18 protein-coding genes and 1 tRNA gene are annotated in these 18,377 nt (G+C 56.2%); 14 read left to right on the top strand and 5 right to left on the bottom strand.

Translation table 11 applies throughout. From position 1 onward, the window contains the following. Window positions 1–8 precede the first annotated feature (8 nt). Window positions 9–1,865, top strand: a complete 1,857-nt coding sequence (locus FRH_RS08935; protein ID WP_281998096.1) for a YfjI family protein — start codon at window positions 9–11, stop codon at window positions 1,863–1,865. A 124-nt stretch (window positions 1,866–1,989) separates the two neighbouring features. After that, window positions 1,990–2,364, top strand: coding sequence for an H-NS family nucleoid-associated regulatory protein (locus FRH_RS08930; RefSeq protein ID WP_281998095.1), 375 nt, complete (start codon window positions 1,990–1,992; stop codon window positions 2,362–2,364). A gap of 99 nt (window positions 2,365–2,463) precedes the next feature. Here FRH_RS08930 and FRH_RS08925 read toward each other — a convergent pair. The 3 genes from FRH_RS08925 to FRH_RS08915 form a co-directional block, all read right to left on the bottom strand. Then, window positions 2,464–3,308, bottom strand: a protein-coding gene (locus FRH_RS08925; RefSeq protein WP_281998094.1) for an IS5 family transposase whose coding sequence is annotated in 2 segments (ribosomal slippage) — window positions 2,464–2,975 and window positions 2,975–3,308 — 846 coding nt in all. Because the reading frame shifts where the segments join, the coding sequence is not laid out codon by codon here. Window positions 3,309–3,399: 91 nt separating this feature from the next. Next, complete coding sequence (locus FRH_RS08920) at window positions 3,400–4,560, bottom strand: hypothetical protein (RefSeq protein ID WP_281998093.1); 1,161 nt, start codon at window positions 4,558–4,560, stop codon at window positions 3,400–3,402. An 82-nt stretch (window positions 4,561–4,642) separates the two neighbouring features. Continuing rightward, complete coding sequence (locus FRH_RS08915) at window positions 4,643–5,413, bottom strand: hypothetical protein (RefSeq protein ID WP_281998092.1); 771 nt, start codon at window positions 5,411–5,413, stop codon at window positions 4,643–4,645. Window positions 5,414–5,946: 533 nt separating this feature from the next. Between FRH_RS08915 and FRH_RS08910 the strand changes: the two genes are divergently transcribed. Beyond that, window positions 5,947–6,963, top strand: coding sequence for a tyrosine-type recombinase/integrase (locus FRH_RS08910; RefSeq protein ID WP_253502227.1), 1,017 nt, complete (start codon window positions 5,947–5,949; stop codon window positions 6,961–6,963). A gap of 64 nt (window positions 6,964–7,027) precedes the next feature. On the opposite strand, the gene FRH_RS08905 is transcribed toward FRH_RS08910, so the two are convergent. Beyond that, window positions 7,028–7,114: transfer RNA gene (locus tag FRH_RS08905), tRNA-Leu, on the bottom strand. A gap of 113 nt (window positions 7,115–7,227) precedes the next feature. Here FRH_RS08905 and queA point away from each other — a divergent pair. The 5 genes from queA to secF all read left to right on the top strand — a co-directional run bounded on the left by queA (window position 7,228) and on the right by secF (window position 12,810). After that, window positions 7,228–8,259, top strand: coding sequence for a tRNA preQ1(34) S-adenosylmethionine ribosyltransferase-isomerase QueA (queA, locus tag FRH_RS08900; protein WP_281998091.1), 1,032 nt, complete (start codon window positions 7,228–7,230; stop codon window positions 8,257–8,259). Window positions 8,260–8,295: 36 nt separating this feature from the next. Then, window positions 8,296–9,441 carry a tRNA guanosine(34) transglycosylase Tgt gene (gene tgt, locus FRH_RS08895; RefSeq protein WP_044628914.1) on the top strand — a complete coding sequence of 382 codons (1,146 nt, stop codon included), beginning with the start codon at window positions 8,296–8,298 and terminating at the stop codon, window positions 9,439–9,441. A 78-nt stretch (window positions 9,442–9,519) separates the two neighbouring features. After that, window positions 9,520–9,846 carry a preprotein translocase subunit YajC gene (gene yajC, locus FRH_RS08890; RefSeq protein WP_044628915.1) on the top strand — a complete coding sequence of 109 codons (327 nt, stop codon included), beginning with the start codon at window positions 9,520–9,522 and terminating at the stop codon, window positions 9,844–9,846. A 134-nt stretch (window positions 9,847–9,980) separates the two neighbouring features. Further along, window positions 9,981–11,834, top strand: coding sequence for a protein translocase subunit SecD (gene secD / locus FRH_RS08885; RefSeq protein ID WP_281998090.1), 1,854 nt, complete (start codon window positions 9,981–9,983; stop codon window positions 11,832–11,834). 49 nt (window positions 11,835–11,883) lie between these two features. Next, complete coding sequence (secF, locus tag FRH_RS08880; RefSeq protein WP_139525062.1) at window positions 11,884–12,810, top strand: protein translocase subunit SecF; 927 nt, start codon at window positions 11,884–11,886, stop codon at window positions 12,808–12,810. A 121-nt stretch (window positions 12,811–12,931) separates the two neighbouring features. Here the strand turns inward: secF and FRH_RS08875 are convergent, their stop codons facing one another. After that, window positions 12,932–13,726, bottom strand: a complete 795-nt coding sequence (locus FRH_RS08875) for an inositol monophosphatase family protein (protein WP_139525061.1) — start codon at window positions 13,724–13,726, stop codon at window positions 12,932–12,934. Between the two features lie 140 nt (window positions 13,727–13,866). Between FRH_RS08875 and FRH_RS08870 the strand changes: the two genes are divergently transcribed. The 6 genes from FRH_RS08870 (at window position 13,867) to ndk (ending at window position 18,350) form a co-directional block, all read left to right on the top strand. Further along, entirely contained in the window at window positions 13,867–14,613 is a 747-nt protein-coding gene (locus FRH_RS08870) for an RNA methyltransferase (protein ID WP_139525060.1), read from the top strand. Between the two features lie 103 nt (window positions 14,614–14,716). After that, a complete protein-coding gene (gene cysE, locus FRH_RS08865) occupies window positions 14,717–15,631 on the top strand; it encodes a serine O-acetyltransferase (protein WP_331250811.1) in 915 nt (304 codons plus the stop codon). A 77-nt stretch (window positions 15,632–15,708) separates the two neighbouring features. Beyond that, a complete protein-coding gene (iscR, locus tag FRH_RS08860; RefSeq protein WP_139525058.1) occupies window positions 15,709–16,176 on the top strand; it encodes a Fe-S cluster assembly transcriptional regulator IscR in 468 nt (155 codons plus the stop codon). Window positions 16,177–16,207: 31 nt separating this feature from the next. Further along, window positions 16,208–17,377 (top strand): aminotransferase class V-fold PLP-dependent enzyme, encoded by a 1,170-nt coding sequence (locus FRH_RS08855; protein WP_139525057.1) that lies wholly within the window; start codon window positions 16,208–16,210, stop codon window positions 17,375–17,377. A 43-nt stretch (window positions 17,378–17,420) separates the two neighbouring features. After that, window positions 17,421–17,747 carry an iron-sulfur cluster assembly accessory protein gene (locus FRH_RS08850; RefSeq protein WP_139525056.1) on the top strand — a complete coding sequence of 109 codons (327 nt, stop codon included), beginning with the start codon at window positions 17,421–17,423 and terminating at the stop codon, window positions 17,745–17,747. A 177-nt stretch (window positions 17,748–17,924) separates the two neighbouring features. Then, window positions 17,925–18,350 carry a nucleoside-diphosphate kinase gene (gene ndk, locus FRH_RS08845; protein WP_139525055.1) on the top strand — a complete coding sequence of 142 codons (426 nt, stop codon included), beginning with the start codon at window positions 17,925–17,927 and terminating at the stop codon, window positions 18,348–18,350. The last annotated feature ends 27 nt before the right edge of the window (window positions 18,351–18,377 follow it).

The raw sequence follows: 18,377 nt of genomic DNA, 5'->3' as shown, positions 1-18,377 counted from the left end.
TTTTTCTTATGCAACCCCATAATTTTGAATCAAAGAGCACGCCCTCAGACGCCTCCCTCTCAACCAAGAAAAACATCGCAGAGGTTGTTCAACAACGTAAACGACAGATACACCAACATGCTGGACGGTGGCCTCAATACCACGAACATAGCCTTTTCTACGCAGCTTCTTTAGAAGTCAGCCGTGAGTTTCAGGTACCGATTGAAATGGCGATGATGACCGCCTTAGGCGCTATCTCTTGTGTATGCCAAGATATGGTGAGCGTCAGCTTACCTACGGGCAACACAACGGTTCCTTCACTCATGTTGCTGACGATTGCAAAGTCCGGTGAACGAAAAACAACCGTACAGAAACAGTTTTTCAAGGCGATTATGGCTCACAACCGTGAGGCAATTCTTCGGCATGACACCGAAATGGATGCTTACAAGGAGGACCTTTATCTTTGGGAGATCAAGCGAAAAGAAACAGAGCGTGTATGGAAGAAGGCGTTACGCGATGGTAAAGAAGAAGATACTGAACGATTGAAAAATGAGCTTTTGCAACATCAACATGAAAAGCCTGTTAAGCCTCGTAGCCAACGCGTTTTGTATGCTGACACAACACCCCAGGCATTGGTTGAGTCTATGCAGAATAACACGCCTTCTGCTTGCCTATTGACCAGTGAAGCCAACAGCATGTTCAGTGGTCATGCGTTAAAAGACCTCGATAAGATTAACACCCTGTGGGACGGTGAAGACGTCATTGTTGATCGTGCTACAAAAGCAAGTTTCATCTTATCGGATAGTCGATTGACACTGTCACTGATGGCACAGCCGGTGGTCATAGAGCGTTTTATCACAAAGCGTGGAGAAGAAGCACGCGGCATTGGTTTTTTAGCGCGTTTCATCACAGTGATGGCAGAAGAGAAAGCAGGCACACGTGAGACACGTCCTATTGGCAGTCTTGATAACGTCAAGAGGTTTAATCAGCGTATTGAATCCCTGATCGATAAGTATTTTGAGCAGCACAATAATGCCACACGGGAGGAAGACGCCGAGGATAACTTTTCAAGTGACATAGCATGGCCTTCTACAAGAAGAGAAAAAGCGCGTAAGGTGCTTCGCTTTACGTCCAGTGCTACGACAAAGTGGTTTGAATATCATCGTGAGATAGAAGTCTTACAAGCACCTAACAAAGCACTGCATTACTATAAGGATCATGCGTCAAAGCTCATGGAAAATGTCGTCCGTATGGCCGCTCTATTGCATGTGTTTGAGGACGTCACAGGTGAGCATGATCAGATTAATGCTGACACCCTAGACTTTTCCTACGACTTTTGCAGAATGGCGTCTCAACACTTTCAGAAGCATCTAGCAGGAATACCTACGGTAGTCAAAGACGCAAGTAGCTTGGTCGATCACTTGTTTTTAAAATATGAGAAAGAACAGGACAAGATAGCTCAGGAAGAAGAAAAGAAGGGTGTTACTAACCCTACCCCTAAAAAATCTCCCTTCAATGAAAGACAACCTTATACAACTTTTAATAACCATCTACCTCGCATTGGCGTTGTAGGTCGAGAATTTCAATTTAAGCTCTCTGACATTAAACAGCTTGGACCTTATGCGCTTCGAGGACGCAGTGGCCACCATCGTCTGATGGAAGCGCTTGATTTTCTGCAGCGTATGGGACACGTCAAAATTGATAGGTTTAATAATTGGATCATTTGCGAATCCCTCTTATGCGACTCTGACGGTCCAGAGATTCGTAACGGTGTTGACTTTACCATCGACAGCTTACCACTTTTTGCAGAACAACAATTTTGGAAAGCTTTTGATGACAGTCATACGCAGTACGATCATTGGCAAATCGTCACGCCTAATGAGTGAGCGTTCACTGCGACGCTCTTTACGGGGTAAGACATCGCATTACAGGCACGCTCGATGTTCAGGTACCTCTTTAATTACCACTTTGCTACACTGACTTTTTAAGACGCTGAACAGAGAGCACACTATGAGTAGTCTTATCGCTGACCACGAAAAGCTTAAACAAGAACAAGATCGCATTAACCAACAGTTAGCGGAGCTGGAGGAAGATGACAACTTTCGGCGTGACAAAGCGTGTAAAGAGGCCATACAAAAAGTGCTGGAGGAGCATGAGAAGACTCCCCAGGAGTTATTGAGCCTCTTCCCAGAGATTGTCGCTGTAGCCACCCAAAAGAAGGCGTCATCCCATAAACAGCCAGCGACTCAACGCCCATTGATCCGCTATACACATCCAGAGACGAGCGAGATTGTCGAAAGCAGGGGGTTAAATAAAAAGGTGCTGCAAGACTGGATCAAAAAGCATGACACAAAGACTGTCAAAAGTTGGGGGGTTGAGGTCTAGGAAGCCCCCAACACTATTTTCAAAAAAATCGTTCATCAGGCCGCCAAATGGGGGCCTGTATTGCTGAGCAGCTGAGCATGTAAAAATCGGCGTAGACGACTAGGTTCTGTCTGAAAAGTTGGCTCTCATGCATTGCTCAATGCAAGCCAGTGTCACTATGGCCTTGAAACTACTGGCCAGCTTGTCGTAACGCGTATTAAGCCGACGCTTTTCCTTCAACCAGCCAAACAAACGCTCCACCACGTTACGCTGACGATATTTCGGCCGGTCAAATTGATGCGGAAGGCCAGGCTTCGGGCGTCGATGCATACGGCGCTGCGGAATGATGGGCCGCATGCCGTAACGCGTGCAATAGTGCCGTAGCGCATCACTGTCGTACCCCTTGTCCGCCACGATATACCGGCTGCGTTTTCTTGGTCGCCCCGACCGTCCAGGCAACCGAACCTTCTCTAGAAGCCCCGTCAGGAAGGTCGAATCGGCACGCTGGCCTGCTGATAGTGAAAACGAAATGGGAAAGCCTCGACTATCGCATAGTAGGTGTATCTTCGTGGATAACCCGCCGCGACTGCGGCCGAGCGCATGGTCTACCGGTTCTATAGATCCCCCTTTTTACCAGCACCACTGGCTGACCGAGTTGCTCTAATGGACGTTGAATCCACCATCCATGTATCGAGGTCCATGTAACCATCTTCACGCAGACGTAGATGCAAGCGCGTCAACATCTGATCGAAGGTGCCATCATCGCGCCACTGTCGGAAGCGCTGATAGACGGTCTTCCAGGGGCCATAACGTTCCGGCAGATCGCGCCCTGAGCAAAGAATCCACAGAATACCGTTTAGCATCTGGCGGTCGTCCCGGCGAGGGCGTCCCATGGTCTGCGGCGGAGAAACGATGTCCTCGATCATCTGCCAACGCTGATCAGAAAGCTCGTAACGGCCTGTCATATCGCCCTCCTGCTCAATGAACGGAGATAGCGTAACATTTATGACTTTTCAGACAGAACCTAGAACGTCAGCTACAGAATCATAGCTCCTATCATTTTTGAGGCTCGGTTAGCTCAGCCTTATCAAAAACGTCTTTCAGGCTCAATGCTTCCCGGAGTGTCGAGAAGTAGACAGCGATGTCCTCCAACGAACTGAGCTGATCTAACTGCCTTTCCAGCGCCACAGGTAGCTCACCAAAACGGTCTTCTAACAAGAAAATCAAAATATCCTTAGCCAGCCTCTCCTCTGCGTGCTGAATACGGCCCAAGGTTTCAACAGAGAAGCCCTGCCACTCTGGAATTTGTGTACTAGGCGCAGTACTCCACCGACCCCCAAAATGAAGCGCGTGGCGCATCCGGCCAACACGACCGCCAGAGCCGACCCTGTCATCAATCACTTTGAGCTTTTTTAGCTTCTCGTAAAAAACGGTTTCAACGGCATCGCGAATGCGCTGATCGTTGGGATAGCACGTGAAAATCTTGAGCGAATGGTTTAACCAGCAAATGTTATCCGCTATGTGCTGTCCATACTTCTTATAGGCCGTTGGCCAGTGGATCTTCTCTCCAAAGGAAAAATTGAACAGCATTGCCTTGATAAGCGAAACCATCACGACCTCTTGATCCTTCTGCGACGGCGGATTGTTCTTTGCGTGCCCTCCCTTCGTAGCGCGCTGTATCTCAAAATCGTGAGGCTCCGGCATCATCATCGAAAGTGCCGCTAAGTGCCGTTCAGCCTCAATCAGAGAAGATGACATGTGGGTGAACAGTAGCGGCGCATCGCCGCCTAACTGAGCCCCTGAGACCACCGCTTCCAATAGCGCATGTTGGCGACTCACATAGGACGCATGGCTGAGCACTTGGTCGGCATGGCGCTTGTTCAGGGCAACTTCTGACGTTGCGTTTACCGGTGGCATATCCATAGGAATCGGCAAAAAGAGAGGTGGCTCTGTTTCACTCTGTTTGCCCGTCGCTTCTTTGATTCTTTCCAGCCTGCTTTTTTTGTCGTCTACCCCTTCTAGCATCATGACGCGCTCTATAGCCTTTTCGGCACGCCTAACCAGGTCGTCTGCTGGACCCATGAGCGCAGAATAGGACTTGGAGGGGTGTGCTAGCGGAGAAACAAAACAATAGCCTTTTGCCCACATCGACATCTCTGAAGCGGGATGAGACTTTTTAGCAGCAACTGGCTTGCTAGGCTGAAGCTTATCGGACACGACCTTCCCTTAAATCGTCCGCTCCTGATTTGGCGGAGGGGTTTCTCACCGGCGATGTGACATCAAAAAATGAATGCGGCGGTCACTTCGCAGATTGTGCATTAGAAGCGTCTGAGCGTTTCAGCAGATACGAGTGAATATCTGCCTGAATCTGCTCGCGTGTCATATCGAGAATTTGATATTCACGATTGAGCTTAAATAGTTTTTTGGCCCACTCTGCAGCTACAGCCTCAATACCACCCCTGTGGCGACTGATCACCTCGGGGTCGTTGTACAGCATATTTTTAACCATGGCCGCTAACAAGACGTGATGCTCCTGCTCTGAGGCAGGCCTGATACGTTGATTAGCGCCTTTGCTTGCCCGCTGGAAGTAATGCTTACCTTCTAGGTTGCTCAAGATATCAAGCGCTGTGAGATGCCGTTGAGCCTCTAACAGGCGCGACTGCATGAGCTGGAAGGAGCGCTGCAAGTCACTGTTAAATCCGCCTACCCCTGCCGCAGTCATCGGTGACAATCCTCTTCGGTATTCGTGCTGGACAGAGACTGCCTGACGAAGCGCCTGATCGGCATGATGGGCACGCTGCTGCTGAAGAGCCACTTTTCCCTGCCGCAAAGCGATAGGCTCCTTCGCTTCGTCGGGCCGATAGTGACCAAGCTCCATATCAGAGTACAGCTCGTTGAGGCGAGCATCACGCTCCTGAGCATCTGACACACCAAGATGCTCGAACGCCTGCTCGACAATTTGCCAAGCATGCCCAGTTAACTCTCGGCCTGCCCAGCCCATGGCAACTGATGGCTGTGAATGCTCCCGCCGCTTCTGCTCATGGGATGGCTGTTCGTGTGAATGGCTCAAACCTATTCCTCGCGCTCTCAATTAGCTGAATGACTATAGCAAGGCCTTGATAGCTCAGTCAGCTCTTCTTAAACAGCACAAGCTAGCCATTGCTAACTCTCCCTCCATCATCACTCCTAGTCGACCTCTCTAGAAGTCCTCATTAGCTATTAACGTTCATGTCTGGTTCTGCCATGCACAGGCGCCACTTGCATCAACTCACCCGGCAAAAAACCTCATTCATAAAAAAAATAAAAAATCAAACAGGCTGCTTCAACAAGGCGCGCTTCTAAGCAACGCCATAGAGCAAATCATCTCAAAAAAGGGACTATTTGATCATTGAGCTAGCAACAAAAAAGGAAGCATCAAATGGCCTCTTCGTTACTGAAGCCCGAGCAAGTCGCAGAGCGACTGGGCATGAGCCTGAGCTGGGTCTACGGCAACAAGCATCAAATAGGTTACGTCCAAATGGGTAGTGCTGTCCGCTTTGAAGAGTGCGCTGTACAGGGATATGCTGAGAGCTGCAAGCGCGGCCCTCACAACGAGGAACGCAAATGGGAATCACAACCAGATACAGAAAAAACCGCGACAAATGGATTGTTACGGAAACGCACAACGGTCAGCGACATCAACGAACGTTTGCAGGCAACAAGGAGGGTGAAAAGCAAGCACGTGAGTACGCAACGGCGAGAGAAGCAGCGATAAACGACGCAAAGTTCAACGGCGAAATCATGGGGCGTCAGCCACGTCGAACTTTTTTGGAAGGCGTCGAGCGCTGGATAGATGAGTATGACGTAATAAGCCAGGTAAAGGCGATTCGGCCAGTGGTGGCTTACATGGGGCCGGACGTGATGCTAGGTATTGAAGCGGTAGATAAGGCCCGGCACATGGCGCGGGACCTGCGCAAGCAGGGTCGTAGCCAGAGCACGATCAATAACCACGTTCAGGTGGTTAAGCGCGTACTGAACCTTGCTTACCGAGAGTGGGAGTGGATAAACCAGCCGCTGGGAGACAAGCTCAAAAAGCCAAACCCGAAGAACGAGCGGCATGTTTATCTGACAGAGGGAGATCTACGCAGACTGATACAAGCGATACCCGACAGCCGTGGCGATGACAAGAAAGTTATCGCCCTGGCAGCCGTGACAGGGCTGCGACAGGGCGAGCTGTTATCGCTAGAACCATCGAACGTGCATAGGGGTCGTATCGTGCTGCGACCAGATCAAACGAAAAACGGAAAGGTACGTGTCGTACCAGTACCCGCTGACGCACAATCGTGGCTGCATAACCTACCGTTTGCAAGCAAAAAGCACACGATCAGGTTCACGTTTGAAGCGGCTAGAAAAGCAATTCAACGGGACGACCTGCGGTTTCACGACCTGCGTCACAGCTACGCCAGCTTGCTAGCCCAAGCGGGCGAAAGCATGACCAGGGTGAGGGATCTGCTGGGGCATTCCAGCCTGCTGGTTACGAGTCGATACAGCCATATGTTCGATTCTGGACTGGATGATATTGGGAAACGCCTGCCGCAGCTCAGCGACGCCTTCTGCGACCAAAATGCGACCATGCACTGATCAAAGGCCGTTAAGAGCCAAATTTCAGGCAAAAAAAAGGGGCCTAAGCCCCTGATTCTAAAGATGGTGCCGGTGGCCAGACTCGAACTGGCACACCCGTAAAGGCGGCGGATTTTGAATCCGCTGCGTCTACCAATTCCGCCACACCGGCAATGGAGGCGAATTATACGCAGATCGCCCGTCAAGTCAATCACATCGCTGACTTTATCGACCTAAAGCGCTATCCTAGGCGGCCTGTTCGACCACTGAAAGAGCTTTTTTCACATGCAGCGCGCGGATTTCCATTTCGAGCTACCCGATGAGTTGATTGCCCGCTATCCGTCCGAACGGCGCAGCGATTGCCGATTACTGTGTGTGGATGGCCAAAACGGCGCGCTGGACCACCGCCGTTTTCCCGATTTGTTGGACCTGCTGGAACCCGGCGATCTGTTGGTCTTCAACGACACCCGAGTGATTCCCGCCCGCCTACACGGCCACAAGGCCAGCGGGGGTAAGGTGGAAATGCTGCTGGAGCGCCCGCTGGATAGCCACCGGGGGCTGGCGCACCTTCGTTCTAGCAAGTCGCCCAAGCCGGGCACTGAGCTGATTTTCGAAGGCGACATCCACGCCGTGGTCGAAGGCCGCCGCGACGCCCTATTCGAGCTGCGCTTTTTAGGCGACACGCCGATGATCGCGCTGCTGGAAAAGCACGGCCATATGCCGCTGCCCCCCTACATTACCCGGGAAGACGAGCTAAGCGACCGGAGGCGCTACCAAACCGTCTACGCTCGCCGAGACGGGGCCGTCGCAGCACCGACTGCTGGGCTCCACTTCGACCAGCCGCTGCTGGACGCCCTGGCCGAAAAAGGCATCAACAGTGCTTTCGTGACGCTGCACGTTGGCGCGGGCACCTTCCAGCCGGTGCGGGTGGATAACATCCTCGAACACCATATGCACAGCGAATGGATCGAGGTCACCGAGGCCACCTGCCAACAGATTCGCGAGACGCAAGCCGCCGGTAAACGCGTGATCGCCGTGGGAACGACGAGCGTTCGCTGCCTGGAGAGCGCTTGCATGAAAAGTAGCGATGGCCAGATAGCGCCGTTCAGTGGCGATACCGACATCTTCATTTACCCCGGCTACGAGTGGCGCTGCGTGGATGCTCTGATTACCAATTTCCATCTACCCGAATCCACCCTATTGATGCTGGTATCGGCGTTCGCGGGCTATGAGCACATCATGCAGGCCTACCGCACGGCAGTTGAAGAGCGCTACGCCTTCTTCAGCTACGGCGATGCGATGCTGCTGACCCGCTAACCGACGCGCTTACCGATTGAACAACGAGTTATTGTGATGCGAAACGAATGCTTCATGCGCTTCGAGCGCTTAGCCGAGGATGGCCGCGCGCGTCGTGGCCGTTTGCACTTCCCCCGTGGCACGGTGGAAACCCCTGCGTTCATGCCGGTCGGCACCTACGGCACGGTCAAGGGCATGACGCCCGAGTCGGTCAAAGAGATCGGCGCAGAGATCATCCTGGGCAATACCTTCCATCTCTGGCTACGCCCCGGCACCGACGTGATCGAAGCTCACGGCGACCTGCACGACTTCGCCCAGTGGGATAAGCCGATCCTGACCGACTCCGGCGGCTTCCAGGTGTTCTCGCTGGGCGAGATGCGCAAGATCACCGAGCAGGGCGTGCATTTCCGCTCGCCGGTGGACGGCAGCAAAGTGTTCATGGGTCCGGAAGAGTCCATGGCGGTGCAGCGCTCGCTGGGCTCTGATGTCGTCATGATCTTCGACGAGTGCACGCCCTATCCGGCCACGTTCGAAGAGGCCGAAAAATCCATGGAACTATCGCTGCGGTGGGCCAAACGCTCCCGGGATGCCCACGGCGACTCGCCCTCTGCCCTGTTCGGCATCATCCAGGGCGGCATGCACCCAGAGCTGCGTGAGCGCTCGCTCAAGGGGCTGTTGGAGATCGGCTTCGATGGCTTGGCCATTGGCGGCCTCTCGGTGGGCGAGCCCAAAGAGGAGATGATCAAGGTCCTCGACTACCTGCCCACTTGGATGCCCGACGACACGCCCCGTTACTTGATGGGCGTGGGCAAGCCAGAAGACCTCGTCGAAGGCGTACGTCGCGGGGTGGATATGTTCGACTGTGTGATGCCCACGCGTAACGCGCGTAACGGCCACCTGTTCACCTCCGAAGGCACCGTCAAGATCCGCAACGCCAAGCACCGTTTCGATACCCGTCCGCTGGATGAAGAGTGCGATTGCCACACCTGTCAGAACTTTTCCCGTGGCTATCTGCATCACCTGGATCGCTGCAATGAAATGCTCGGTTCCATGCTCAATACGATCCATAACTTACGCTACTACCAGCGGGTGATGGCTGATTTGCGCGCGGCAATCGAAGCGGGTACATTGACGACCTTTGTGGAAAGCTTCTATGCAAGGCGCGGCCTCCCGGTGCCACCCCTTGCGGGCGCTGAGTCCTAATCCTTTTATGGCCGCCCGCCGTTGCGGGTGGCATGACCCACTCACCCATTGAGTGTTCTAACCCAGGAGTTCCCTGCAATGCTGGATTTCTTCATCTCACCAGCCCATGCCCAAGAAGCCGCCGCTGGCGGTGGCATCGCGCAAATCGTCATGCTGGTCGGCTTCGTGCTGATCTTTTACTTCCTGCTGTGGCGTCCGCAAGCCAAACGTGCCAAGCAGCACAAGCAGTTGGTATCGGGCCTTGCCAAGGGCGATGAAGTCGTGATTGGCGGCGGTTTGGTTGGCCGCGTGACCAAAGTCAGCGACGAGTTCCTGACCCTGGAAGTCTCTGAAGGTACCGAAGTCAACGTGCAGAAAAACGCCGTGGCCGCCGTACTGCCTAAAGGCACCATTAAGTCCATCTAACGCTTGCACTCCCCCCTGCCGACCCAGTGCCAGCCACCCCGGCAGGGGTGACATGGTAGCGTCGATGGTGAACGTTGCTGTGCGCAGCCTGTCTGTGCACAGCGATTCCGTTTGTAATTGAAGGCAGGGCTTGCATGCTCAACCGTTACCCCCTGTGGAAGTATCTGCTGATACTGGTCGTCCTGGTGGTTGGCCTTATCTACTCGCTTCCCAATCTATTCCCCGCAGATCCCGCCATTCAGGTGAGCGACGCCCAAGGCAACGCACTGGATGAACGGCAAATCGACCGCGTCGAGGAAGCGCTCAGCGAGCGCGATATTGCTGTCAAAGCCGTCGAAGAGACCAACGGTCAGTGGCTGATTCGTTTACAGAGCGATGACGACCAGCTCGACGCCCGTGACATCGCCGCCGACGTGCTGGGCCCCAACGCCACCGTTGCCCTCAACTTGGCCGATGCCACCCCTGAGTGGCTGCAAGCGTTTGCGGCCTCCCCCATGACGCTGGGCCTCGATTTACGCGGCGGTGTTCACTTCCTGTTGGAAGTGGATATGGAGGCGGCGCTGACCCAACGCCTCGAAGTGAACGCCAGCGCCATGCGCGAGTTACTGCGCAGCGAGCGTATTCGCTACCGCAACACCACCATCGACGACCGCTCGCTGTCGATCGACTTCGCCAGCAGCGAAGACCGCGACGCCGCCCGTCGTTTGATCAGCCGCGACTTCCCCAACTTCGAGTACACCAACGAAGGAGATGGCCGCGCTTCGAGCCTGGTCATGACGCTAAGCGACATGACGGTCAACGAAATCCAGGACTATGCGATCAACCAGAACTTGACCACGCTGCGTAACCGCGTGAACGAGCTGGGCGTCGCCGAACCCATGGTGCAGCGCCAAGGCCCGAGCCAAATCGTGGTCGAACTGCCGGGCGTGCAGGACACCGTGGCCGCCAAGCGGATCGTCGGTGCGACGGCCAACCTCGAATTTCGTCTCGAGGCGCGCAACGATACACCGGATGCCGAAACCGAACGCTTCGAGTTTCGCAACGATCCCTCTCGTTCGGCAGAGCTGATGCGCGATGTGATCATCACCGGTGACAGCGTTTCCAGCGCCAGTAATAGCTTCGACGAGAACGGCCGCCCTCAGGTCAACATCAACCTGGACGGCACCGGCGGTACGCTGATGAACCGCGCCACGCGCACCAACATCGGGCGCAACATGGCGGTGCTGTTCATCGAGCATAAAAGCGAAGACCGCATCGAAGTCGACCCGGAAACCGGCGAAGAGACCATCGTTCGTGAGCCCTACACCGAGCGTGGCCTGATCAGCTTGGCGACCATTCAAAGTGCACTGGGCAACAGCTTCCGCATCACTGGTCTCGACTCCCCTACCGAAGCCGCCGAACTCGCTCTGCTGCTGCGTTCCGGCTCGCTCGCAGCGCCAATCTACTTCGTGCAAGAGCGCACCATCGGGCCCAGCCTGGGCGCAGAAAACATCGATCGCGGCCTGCTCTCGGTGCAGATCGGCTTACTGTTGGTCGTGCTGTTCATGCTGGTGCGTTACAAAGTATTTGGCGTGTTTGCCAACGTGGCGCTGGCGCTCAACTTGACGCTGCTGGTCGCGGTGATGTCGATGCTAGGCGCCACACTCACGCTGCCAGGCATTGCCGGTATCGTGCTGACGCTCGGGATGGCGGTGGATGCCAACGTGCTGATCTTCGAGCGGATACGCGAAGAGCTGCGTAACGGCATGTCGATTCAGCAGGCCATTTATGCGGGCTACGAGCGTGCCTTTACCTCGATCGTGGATGCCAACATTACCACCTTGCTAGTGGCAGTGATTCTGTTCTCGATTGGCACCGGCCCGGTAAAAGGCTTTGCCGTTACGCTCTCTATCGGCATTTTGACGTCGATGTTCACTGCGCTGCTGGTCACGCGTGCCATGGTCAATCTGACCTACGGTGGCAAGCCCGTCAAAAAGCTGTGGATCTGATATCGATGAGATCACAACACGCGCTCAGCAAAGAATTTAAGAGGTGGTCATGAAACCCCTAACCCAACTGCGCATCGACTTCATGGGACGGCGCAACCTGGCGTTCATCGTCTCGGCGGTGATGCTGATCGTCTCGATCGGTGCCATCGTCTTCCAGCAGCTCAACCTGGGGCTGGACTTCACGGGCGGCACCCTGGTGGAGGTTCGCTACGGCACCGCTCCCTCCCTGGATGCCATTCGGCAACTGCTAGAGAGTAGCGGCTTCCAAGATGTGTCGGTGCAGACCTTTGGCGCGTCGACGGAAGTCCTGATTCGCTTACAGCAAGCCTTCGATGGTGATGTGGGTAACGATGTCGTCAACCTGCTGCGGGCCAACGGCGATAGCGTCAATCTGGTGCGCGCCGAGTTCGTCGGCGCCCAAGTCGGCGATCAGCTTCGCGACCAGAGCGGTCTGGGGCTGCTCGTGGCACTGGGCGTGGTCATGCTCTACGTAGCCTTTCGCTTCCAGTACAAGTTCGCACTCGGTGCCCTGTTGGCCTTGCTGCATGACGTCATCATTGTCGTGGGGGTGTTTGCTCTGTTCCAGCTCGACTTCGATCTGACGGTGCTGGCGGCGATTCTCGCGGTCATCGGCTACTCGCTGAACGACACCATCGTCGTGTATGACCGCATCCGCGAGACGATTCGCACCTCGCGTATCGACGACATGCCGCAGATTTTCAACGAAGCTTTGAACGCCACGCTGTCACGCACGCTGGCGACATCGGGCACGACCGTTCTGGTCTTGCTGGCGCTACTAATGCTTGGTGGCGACATGATCGAGAACTTCGCCATCGCTCTATTAGTGGGTATCGTGGTGGGCACGTTCTCGTCTATCTATATCTCCGGCGCCCTGCTGATTCCGCTGAAGCTCTCTCGGGAAGACCTCATTCCTACCAAGAAAGAAGTGGATGAAGAGGAAGAAGAGCTGCCCTAACCATGGGATAGCCGCCAACGAAAAGGCCCTGCCGGACACCCGGCAGGGCCTTTTTACTATCATTGACGACGTACCATCCACCACTCACCCATCACACACAACGCCATCGCGCCGCCAATGACTAGAAGTGCGGCGCCAACTGCTTGATGAGCGCCTTGTAAAGGCGCGGGCCTGCCGCCATGAGCTGACCTTCGACATCCACGGATGGCTTGCCGTCCGGGGTGCCCATGAGGGCGCCCGCTTCTTTCAGCAGCAGTGTGCCGACCTGCATGTCCTGCTCTTCCAGGCCCAGCACGAAGACGCTATCGACGCGGCCAGCGGCCAGCTCGCACATGTCCAGCAGGCCGCTACCCGTGGCCAGCAGCGACTCCACCTGCGGGGCGAGCTGCTGGGTAATGGTCAAGTAAGCGGGTAAGTGGCTCGGGCGCAGCCAGGCTTCCGGCAGGCTCATCGCCATGCGCGTTGCAGGGATCGAGGTCGGTTTGCTCACACGCATCCGTTTGTCGTTGTGTTGAGCACCGCGGCCACGGCTGGCGATGTATTCATCGTCGCCAAAAGGAGAGATCACCACCGCGTGTTCGGGGCGACCTTTGACAAGACACACCACTGAGAGTGCAAAGCCCTTACCGGCCACGGCTAGGTTAGAGTAGCCGTGCAGCGGTTCGATTTTCCAAACGATCTCTTCACCTTCGCCTTCCCCCGCTTTATGGGGGGTGTAGCGGCCGGAGAAGCCATGCTGCGGATAACCGCGCTGCAGCTGTTGAACGATGGTCGCCTCGGCCTTGCGCGCCGTATCTTCTAACAATCTGTCGAGATTGAATTCTTCATGGGCGTTTTCGATGCGTTCGCGGACGCGTAAAAAGTGCTCAACGGCGCTACGCGCAGCGCGCAGCGTAAATTGGACCATCGGATTCATGATCGGGCCTTGTCACAGTGATGTTAAAGAACGGGGCAGGCGCCATGCGCCTTATGGCGGGCAATTCTAACAGAGCCCCCTCGGGCATGCCATCGACTCGTGCTAGACTGCGCGTTTTAGCCATTTTAACCGGGCCTACTATGCTTGAGCGCATCCGAATCGTTCTAATTGGTACCAGCCACCCTGGCAATATTGGCGGCGTCGCACGCGCTATGCATAACATGGGGCTGGCGGATCTCGCCCTGGTCGCGCCGCGCTGTGATGTGATCACCCAAGACAGCATCTCCCGCGCCTCTGGTGCGGACCACTTGTTGCATCAAGCCACAGTACACGCCACGCTCGAAGACGCGGTGGCCGACTGCACCCTGGCCGTGGGCGCCAGCGCACGCTCGCGCACGCTACCTTGGCCCATGATCTCTCCACGGGCGCTTGCCGAGCGCCTGCCGGGCGAGTGCCAGGCCGACAACGCCCGCGTGGCGCTGGTGTTTGGTCGTGAAGATAGTGGACTGACCAATGCCGAGCTGCAGCGCTGTCATGCCCACGTGCATATTCCCACCAACGCTGATTTCAGCTCGCTCAACCTCGCTGCGGCCGTTCAAGTGGTGGCTTACGAGTGCCGCATGGCGTGGCTTGGCCAATCCGAGGCCCCCGCAATGGCCGATGACAAGGACGAGCTGGCGACCCACGAGGAGCTCGAGCGTTACTTCGAACACCTGGAGCGCACGCTGATCGCTATCGAGTTCCACGACCCTGCACAGCCACGCCAACTCATGGCACGCCTGCGCCGCCTCTATTTACGGTCACGACCGGAAAAGATGGAAATGAACATCCTGCGCGGCATTCTGTCGGCCACTGAGAAAGCCGCCCAGCCACACGTAGAGAAGTAGGATGACAAGGCTAGACACGCGCGCCAGTCAAACGGCGATGACCTAAACTTGAAGTGGTGCTCACGCGCCCCAACATCGCACTGTCGACTGTCGCTGTGCGCTAATGACACGCCAACACCGACGTGCTGCCGCCCTCACCGCCCAAGGATCACCCATGTTTCAACGCCTGCGTGAAGACATCAATAGCGTTTTCGACCGCGACCCTGCGGCACGTAACTTTCTTGAGGTGCTGACCAACTACCCCGGCCTGCACGCCCTGCTGCTGCACCGCTGCAGCCATTGGCTATGGCAAAAGAACTTCAAATGGTTGGCACGGACGCTATCGACCTTTTCCCGCTGGCTGACCGGCATCGAAATCCACCCTGGCGCGTCCATCGGGCGACGCTTTTTCATCGACCACGGCATGGGGGTCGTGATTGGCGAAACCGCCCGCGTCGGCGATAACGTGACGCTCTACCAAGGCGTGACGCTGGGCGGCACGAGCTGGAACAAAGGCAAGCGTCACCCCACTCTGGAAGACGGTGTCATCGTCGGTGCCGGCGCCAAAATACTGGGGCCGTTTACCGTAGGAGCCGGTGCCAAGATCGGCTCGAATGCCGTGGTCACCAAAGAAGTGCCGGCGGGGGCAACCGTCGTGGGTATTCCTGGCAAAATCGTCAAGCGCGCGGATCCGGACGTAGAGGAGGCACTGGACATCGATCCCGCCCGCCGCGAAGCCATCTGCCAGAAATTTGGCTTCGATGCTTACGGCGTCAGCCAAGACATGCCCGACCCAGTGGCACGTTCGATGCAGGCGATGCTCGATCATATGCACGCCGTGGACGAGCGTATCGAGCGCATGTGCTCCACGCTGCGCAAGCTGGACGCTAACTACCGTGACGGCCAGTTGCCAGCCCTGCGGGACGAAGACTTTGCCGAGATTCTGGAGGAGAACGATACTGGCTGCCCTGGCTTGCGTCGCACCCCCCAGGAGCGTAGCGACGAGGCGGCCAAGAGCAGCACGACGCGCAATAGTTGACCAAAGCACTCAGGATTTCCATAATGGCGCAACATTTGCTGCCAGCGCGCTGAACGTTCAGCGACGAGGTACCTGACATGCGCTTGACCACGAAAGGCCGTTACGCCGTTACCGCCATGCTGGATTTGGCGATCAACGCTCCAAGCGGCCCCACCAGCCTGGGCGATATTTCCCAGCGCCAGGAGATTTCCCTCTCCTACCTAGAGCAGCTGTTTGCCAGACTGCGTCGGGCAGGGCTGGTCAGCAGCGTACGCGGACCGGGGGGCGGCTATCTCTTGGCTAGAGCGCCCGAGGCGATCAGCGTGTCTCAGGTGATCGATGCGGTCAATGAAACCGTCGACGCGACGCGCTGTCAGGGGCTTTCCGACTGCCAGCAGGGCGATACCTGCTTGACCCACCATTTGTGGTGCGAGCTGTCAGGGCAAATTCGCAGTTTCCTCGACGATATTACCCTGGCGCAGTTGATACAGCGTCCAGATGTCATTCGTATTGCAACCCGGCAACAGCAGCGGGTCGAGGCTGGCATCCTCGCCTCCTCACCTTGAAAGCCTTTATTTCACGCTGGATCCCATGACGATGACTGCTACCCCTTCGCTGCCCATTTATCTCGATTATGCCGCCACGACGCCGGTCGATGAGCGCGTGGCCGAGGTCATGCAGCGCTACCTCACCGTCGATCAACTGTTCGCCAACCCCGCCTCGCGTAGTCATATGCTGGGTTGGCAAGCCGAGCAGGTGGTCGAACAGGCGCGGCGTCAAGTGGCCGACATGATCGGCGCCGACCCGCGTGAGATCGTCTGGACCAGTGGTGCCACCGAAGCCAACAACCTCGCACTCATCGGCTTCATGCGCGCCAACCGCGAGCGAGGCATGCACCTCGTCACCTCGTGCATCGAGCATAAAGCGGTGGTAGATACCGCCAAGGCCCTTGAAAGCGAAGGCTTCGAAGTCACTTGGCTCACGCCTGGCCATGACGGTCGGGTCACGCCCGAGCAACTGCGCGCCGCCATGCGAGATGATACGGCGCTGGTATCGCTGATGGCGGTGAATAATGAATTGGGCAGCATCCATGATATCGCTGCTCTGGCAGAGGTCGCCCATGACTTCGGCGCGGCGTTTCATAGCGATGCTGCGCAGGCGGTGGGTCGGATTCCGCTCGACGTGGTCGCCCAGCATATCGATTTACTGTCGCTTTCTGGCCATAAGGCCTACGGCCCCAAAGGCGTCGGTGCACTGTACGTGAAGCGCCACCCAGACATTCGCATCGAAGCCCTGATTCATGGCGGCGGGCATGAGCGCGGCATGCGTTCCGGCACGCTGCCCACCCATCAGATCGCCGGGATGGGGGAAGCCTTTGCCATCATGCAGCAGCAACAGGGCGAGGACCAAACGCGCATTGCGGCGTTACGCGAGCGTTTGTTGAGCGGCTTGGCCGACCTAGAGGGCGTCGTTTCCAACTCACCGCTGGAACACGTCGTCCCTAACATACTCAACCTGGCCTTCGAGGGCGTGGATGGCGAGGCCCTGTTGATGGCGCTGCGAGACGTAGCGGTATCCACCGGCTCGGCCTGCAACTCGGCCAGCGTCGATCCCTCTTACGTCCTGTTGGGTATTGGTACGCCCCGTCGGCTGGCACTGTCGTCGCTACGACTCAGTATTGGGCGCTTTACCCAAGAGGCCGAGATCGATCACGCCGCCACCCTACTGCGCCATGCGGTGAGCGGCTTACGTGCCAACGCGCGCTAGACGGCTGACGCACGGCTAACGATTTCTCAAAGGAGAACGCTCCATGGCAACACTGAACATTACGCCCGCAGCGGCAGAACAGATTCACCGAGTGCTGGACGAGCGAGGCCAAGGTTTGGGCCTTCGCGTATCGGTCAAACCCAGCGGCTGCTCTGGCTACAGCTACGTACTTGATTTTGCCGATGAAGCCCAAGCAGATGACGTTCGGTTCGAGGCACATGGTGCCAGCGTGTATGTCGCTCCCGAGGCGCTCGAAATGCTCGACGGCAGCGAAGTGGACTACGTCAACGAAGGTTTGAACCGCTTTTTCCGCTTCAACAACCCCAATGTCAAAGATCAGTGCGGCTGCGGTGAAAGCTTCACGGTCTAGGCCGCACGTTAAAGACCTAGCGTATATCACCGGTATTCATCCCCACCGGGAGGCGCTATAATCGCGGCCACTCGGCAGCCGGTGAAGTAGGCGGCATTGGCCGACCCTTTTTTCCTGCGCCGCCTCGGCTTTCCGAGGCGGCAATTTCTGCTTTATCCCTTTTGAGGAGATTTCTGCATGGCGACTGAACGTACTCTTTCCATCATCAAGCCCGATGCCGTTGCTAAAAATGCCATTGGCGACATCATCGCGCGCTTCGAAAAAGCCGGCCTGAAGGTCGTTGCCGCCAAAATGATGCACCTCTCGGAAGACAAGGCTGGTGGCTTCTACGCCGAGCACAAAGAGCGCCCCTTCTTCAAAGACCTGGTCGGCTTCATGACCTCCGGTCCGGTCGTGGTACAGGTATTGGAAGGTGAAGGCGCCATTGCCAAAAACCGTGAGTTGATGGGCGCCACCAACCCGAAAGAAGCGGCTCCAGGCACCATCCGTGCCGACTTTGCGGAAACAATCGACGCCAACGCTGTCCATGGCTCTGATTCTCCGGAAAGCGCCGAGCGCGAAATTAGCTACTTCTTCGGTAACGACGAAATCTGCCCGCGCTAAATCAAGCGCTGCCGTTTCAACCTTCGT

Source organism: Halomonas sp. A020 (genome assembly GCF_027943625.1).
GTDB classification, from domain to species: Bacteria; Pseudomonadota; Gammaproteobacteria; order Pseudomonadales; family Halomonadaceae; genus Vreelandella; species Vreelandella piezotolerans.
This window is presented reverse-complemented; position numbering and strand designations above follow the sequence as displayed.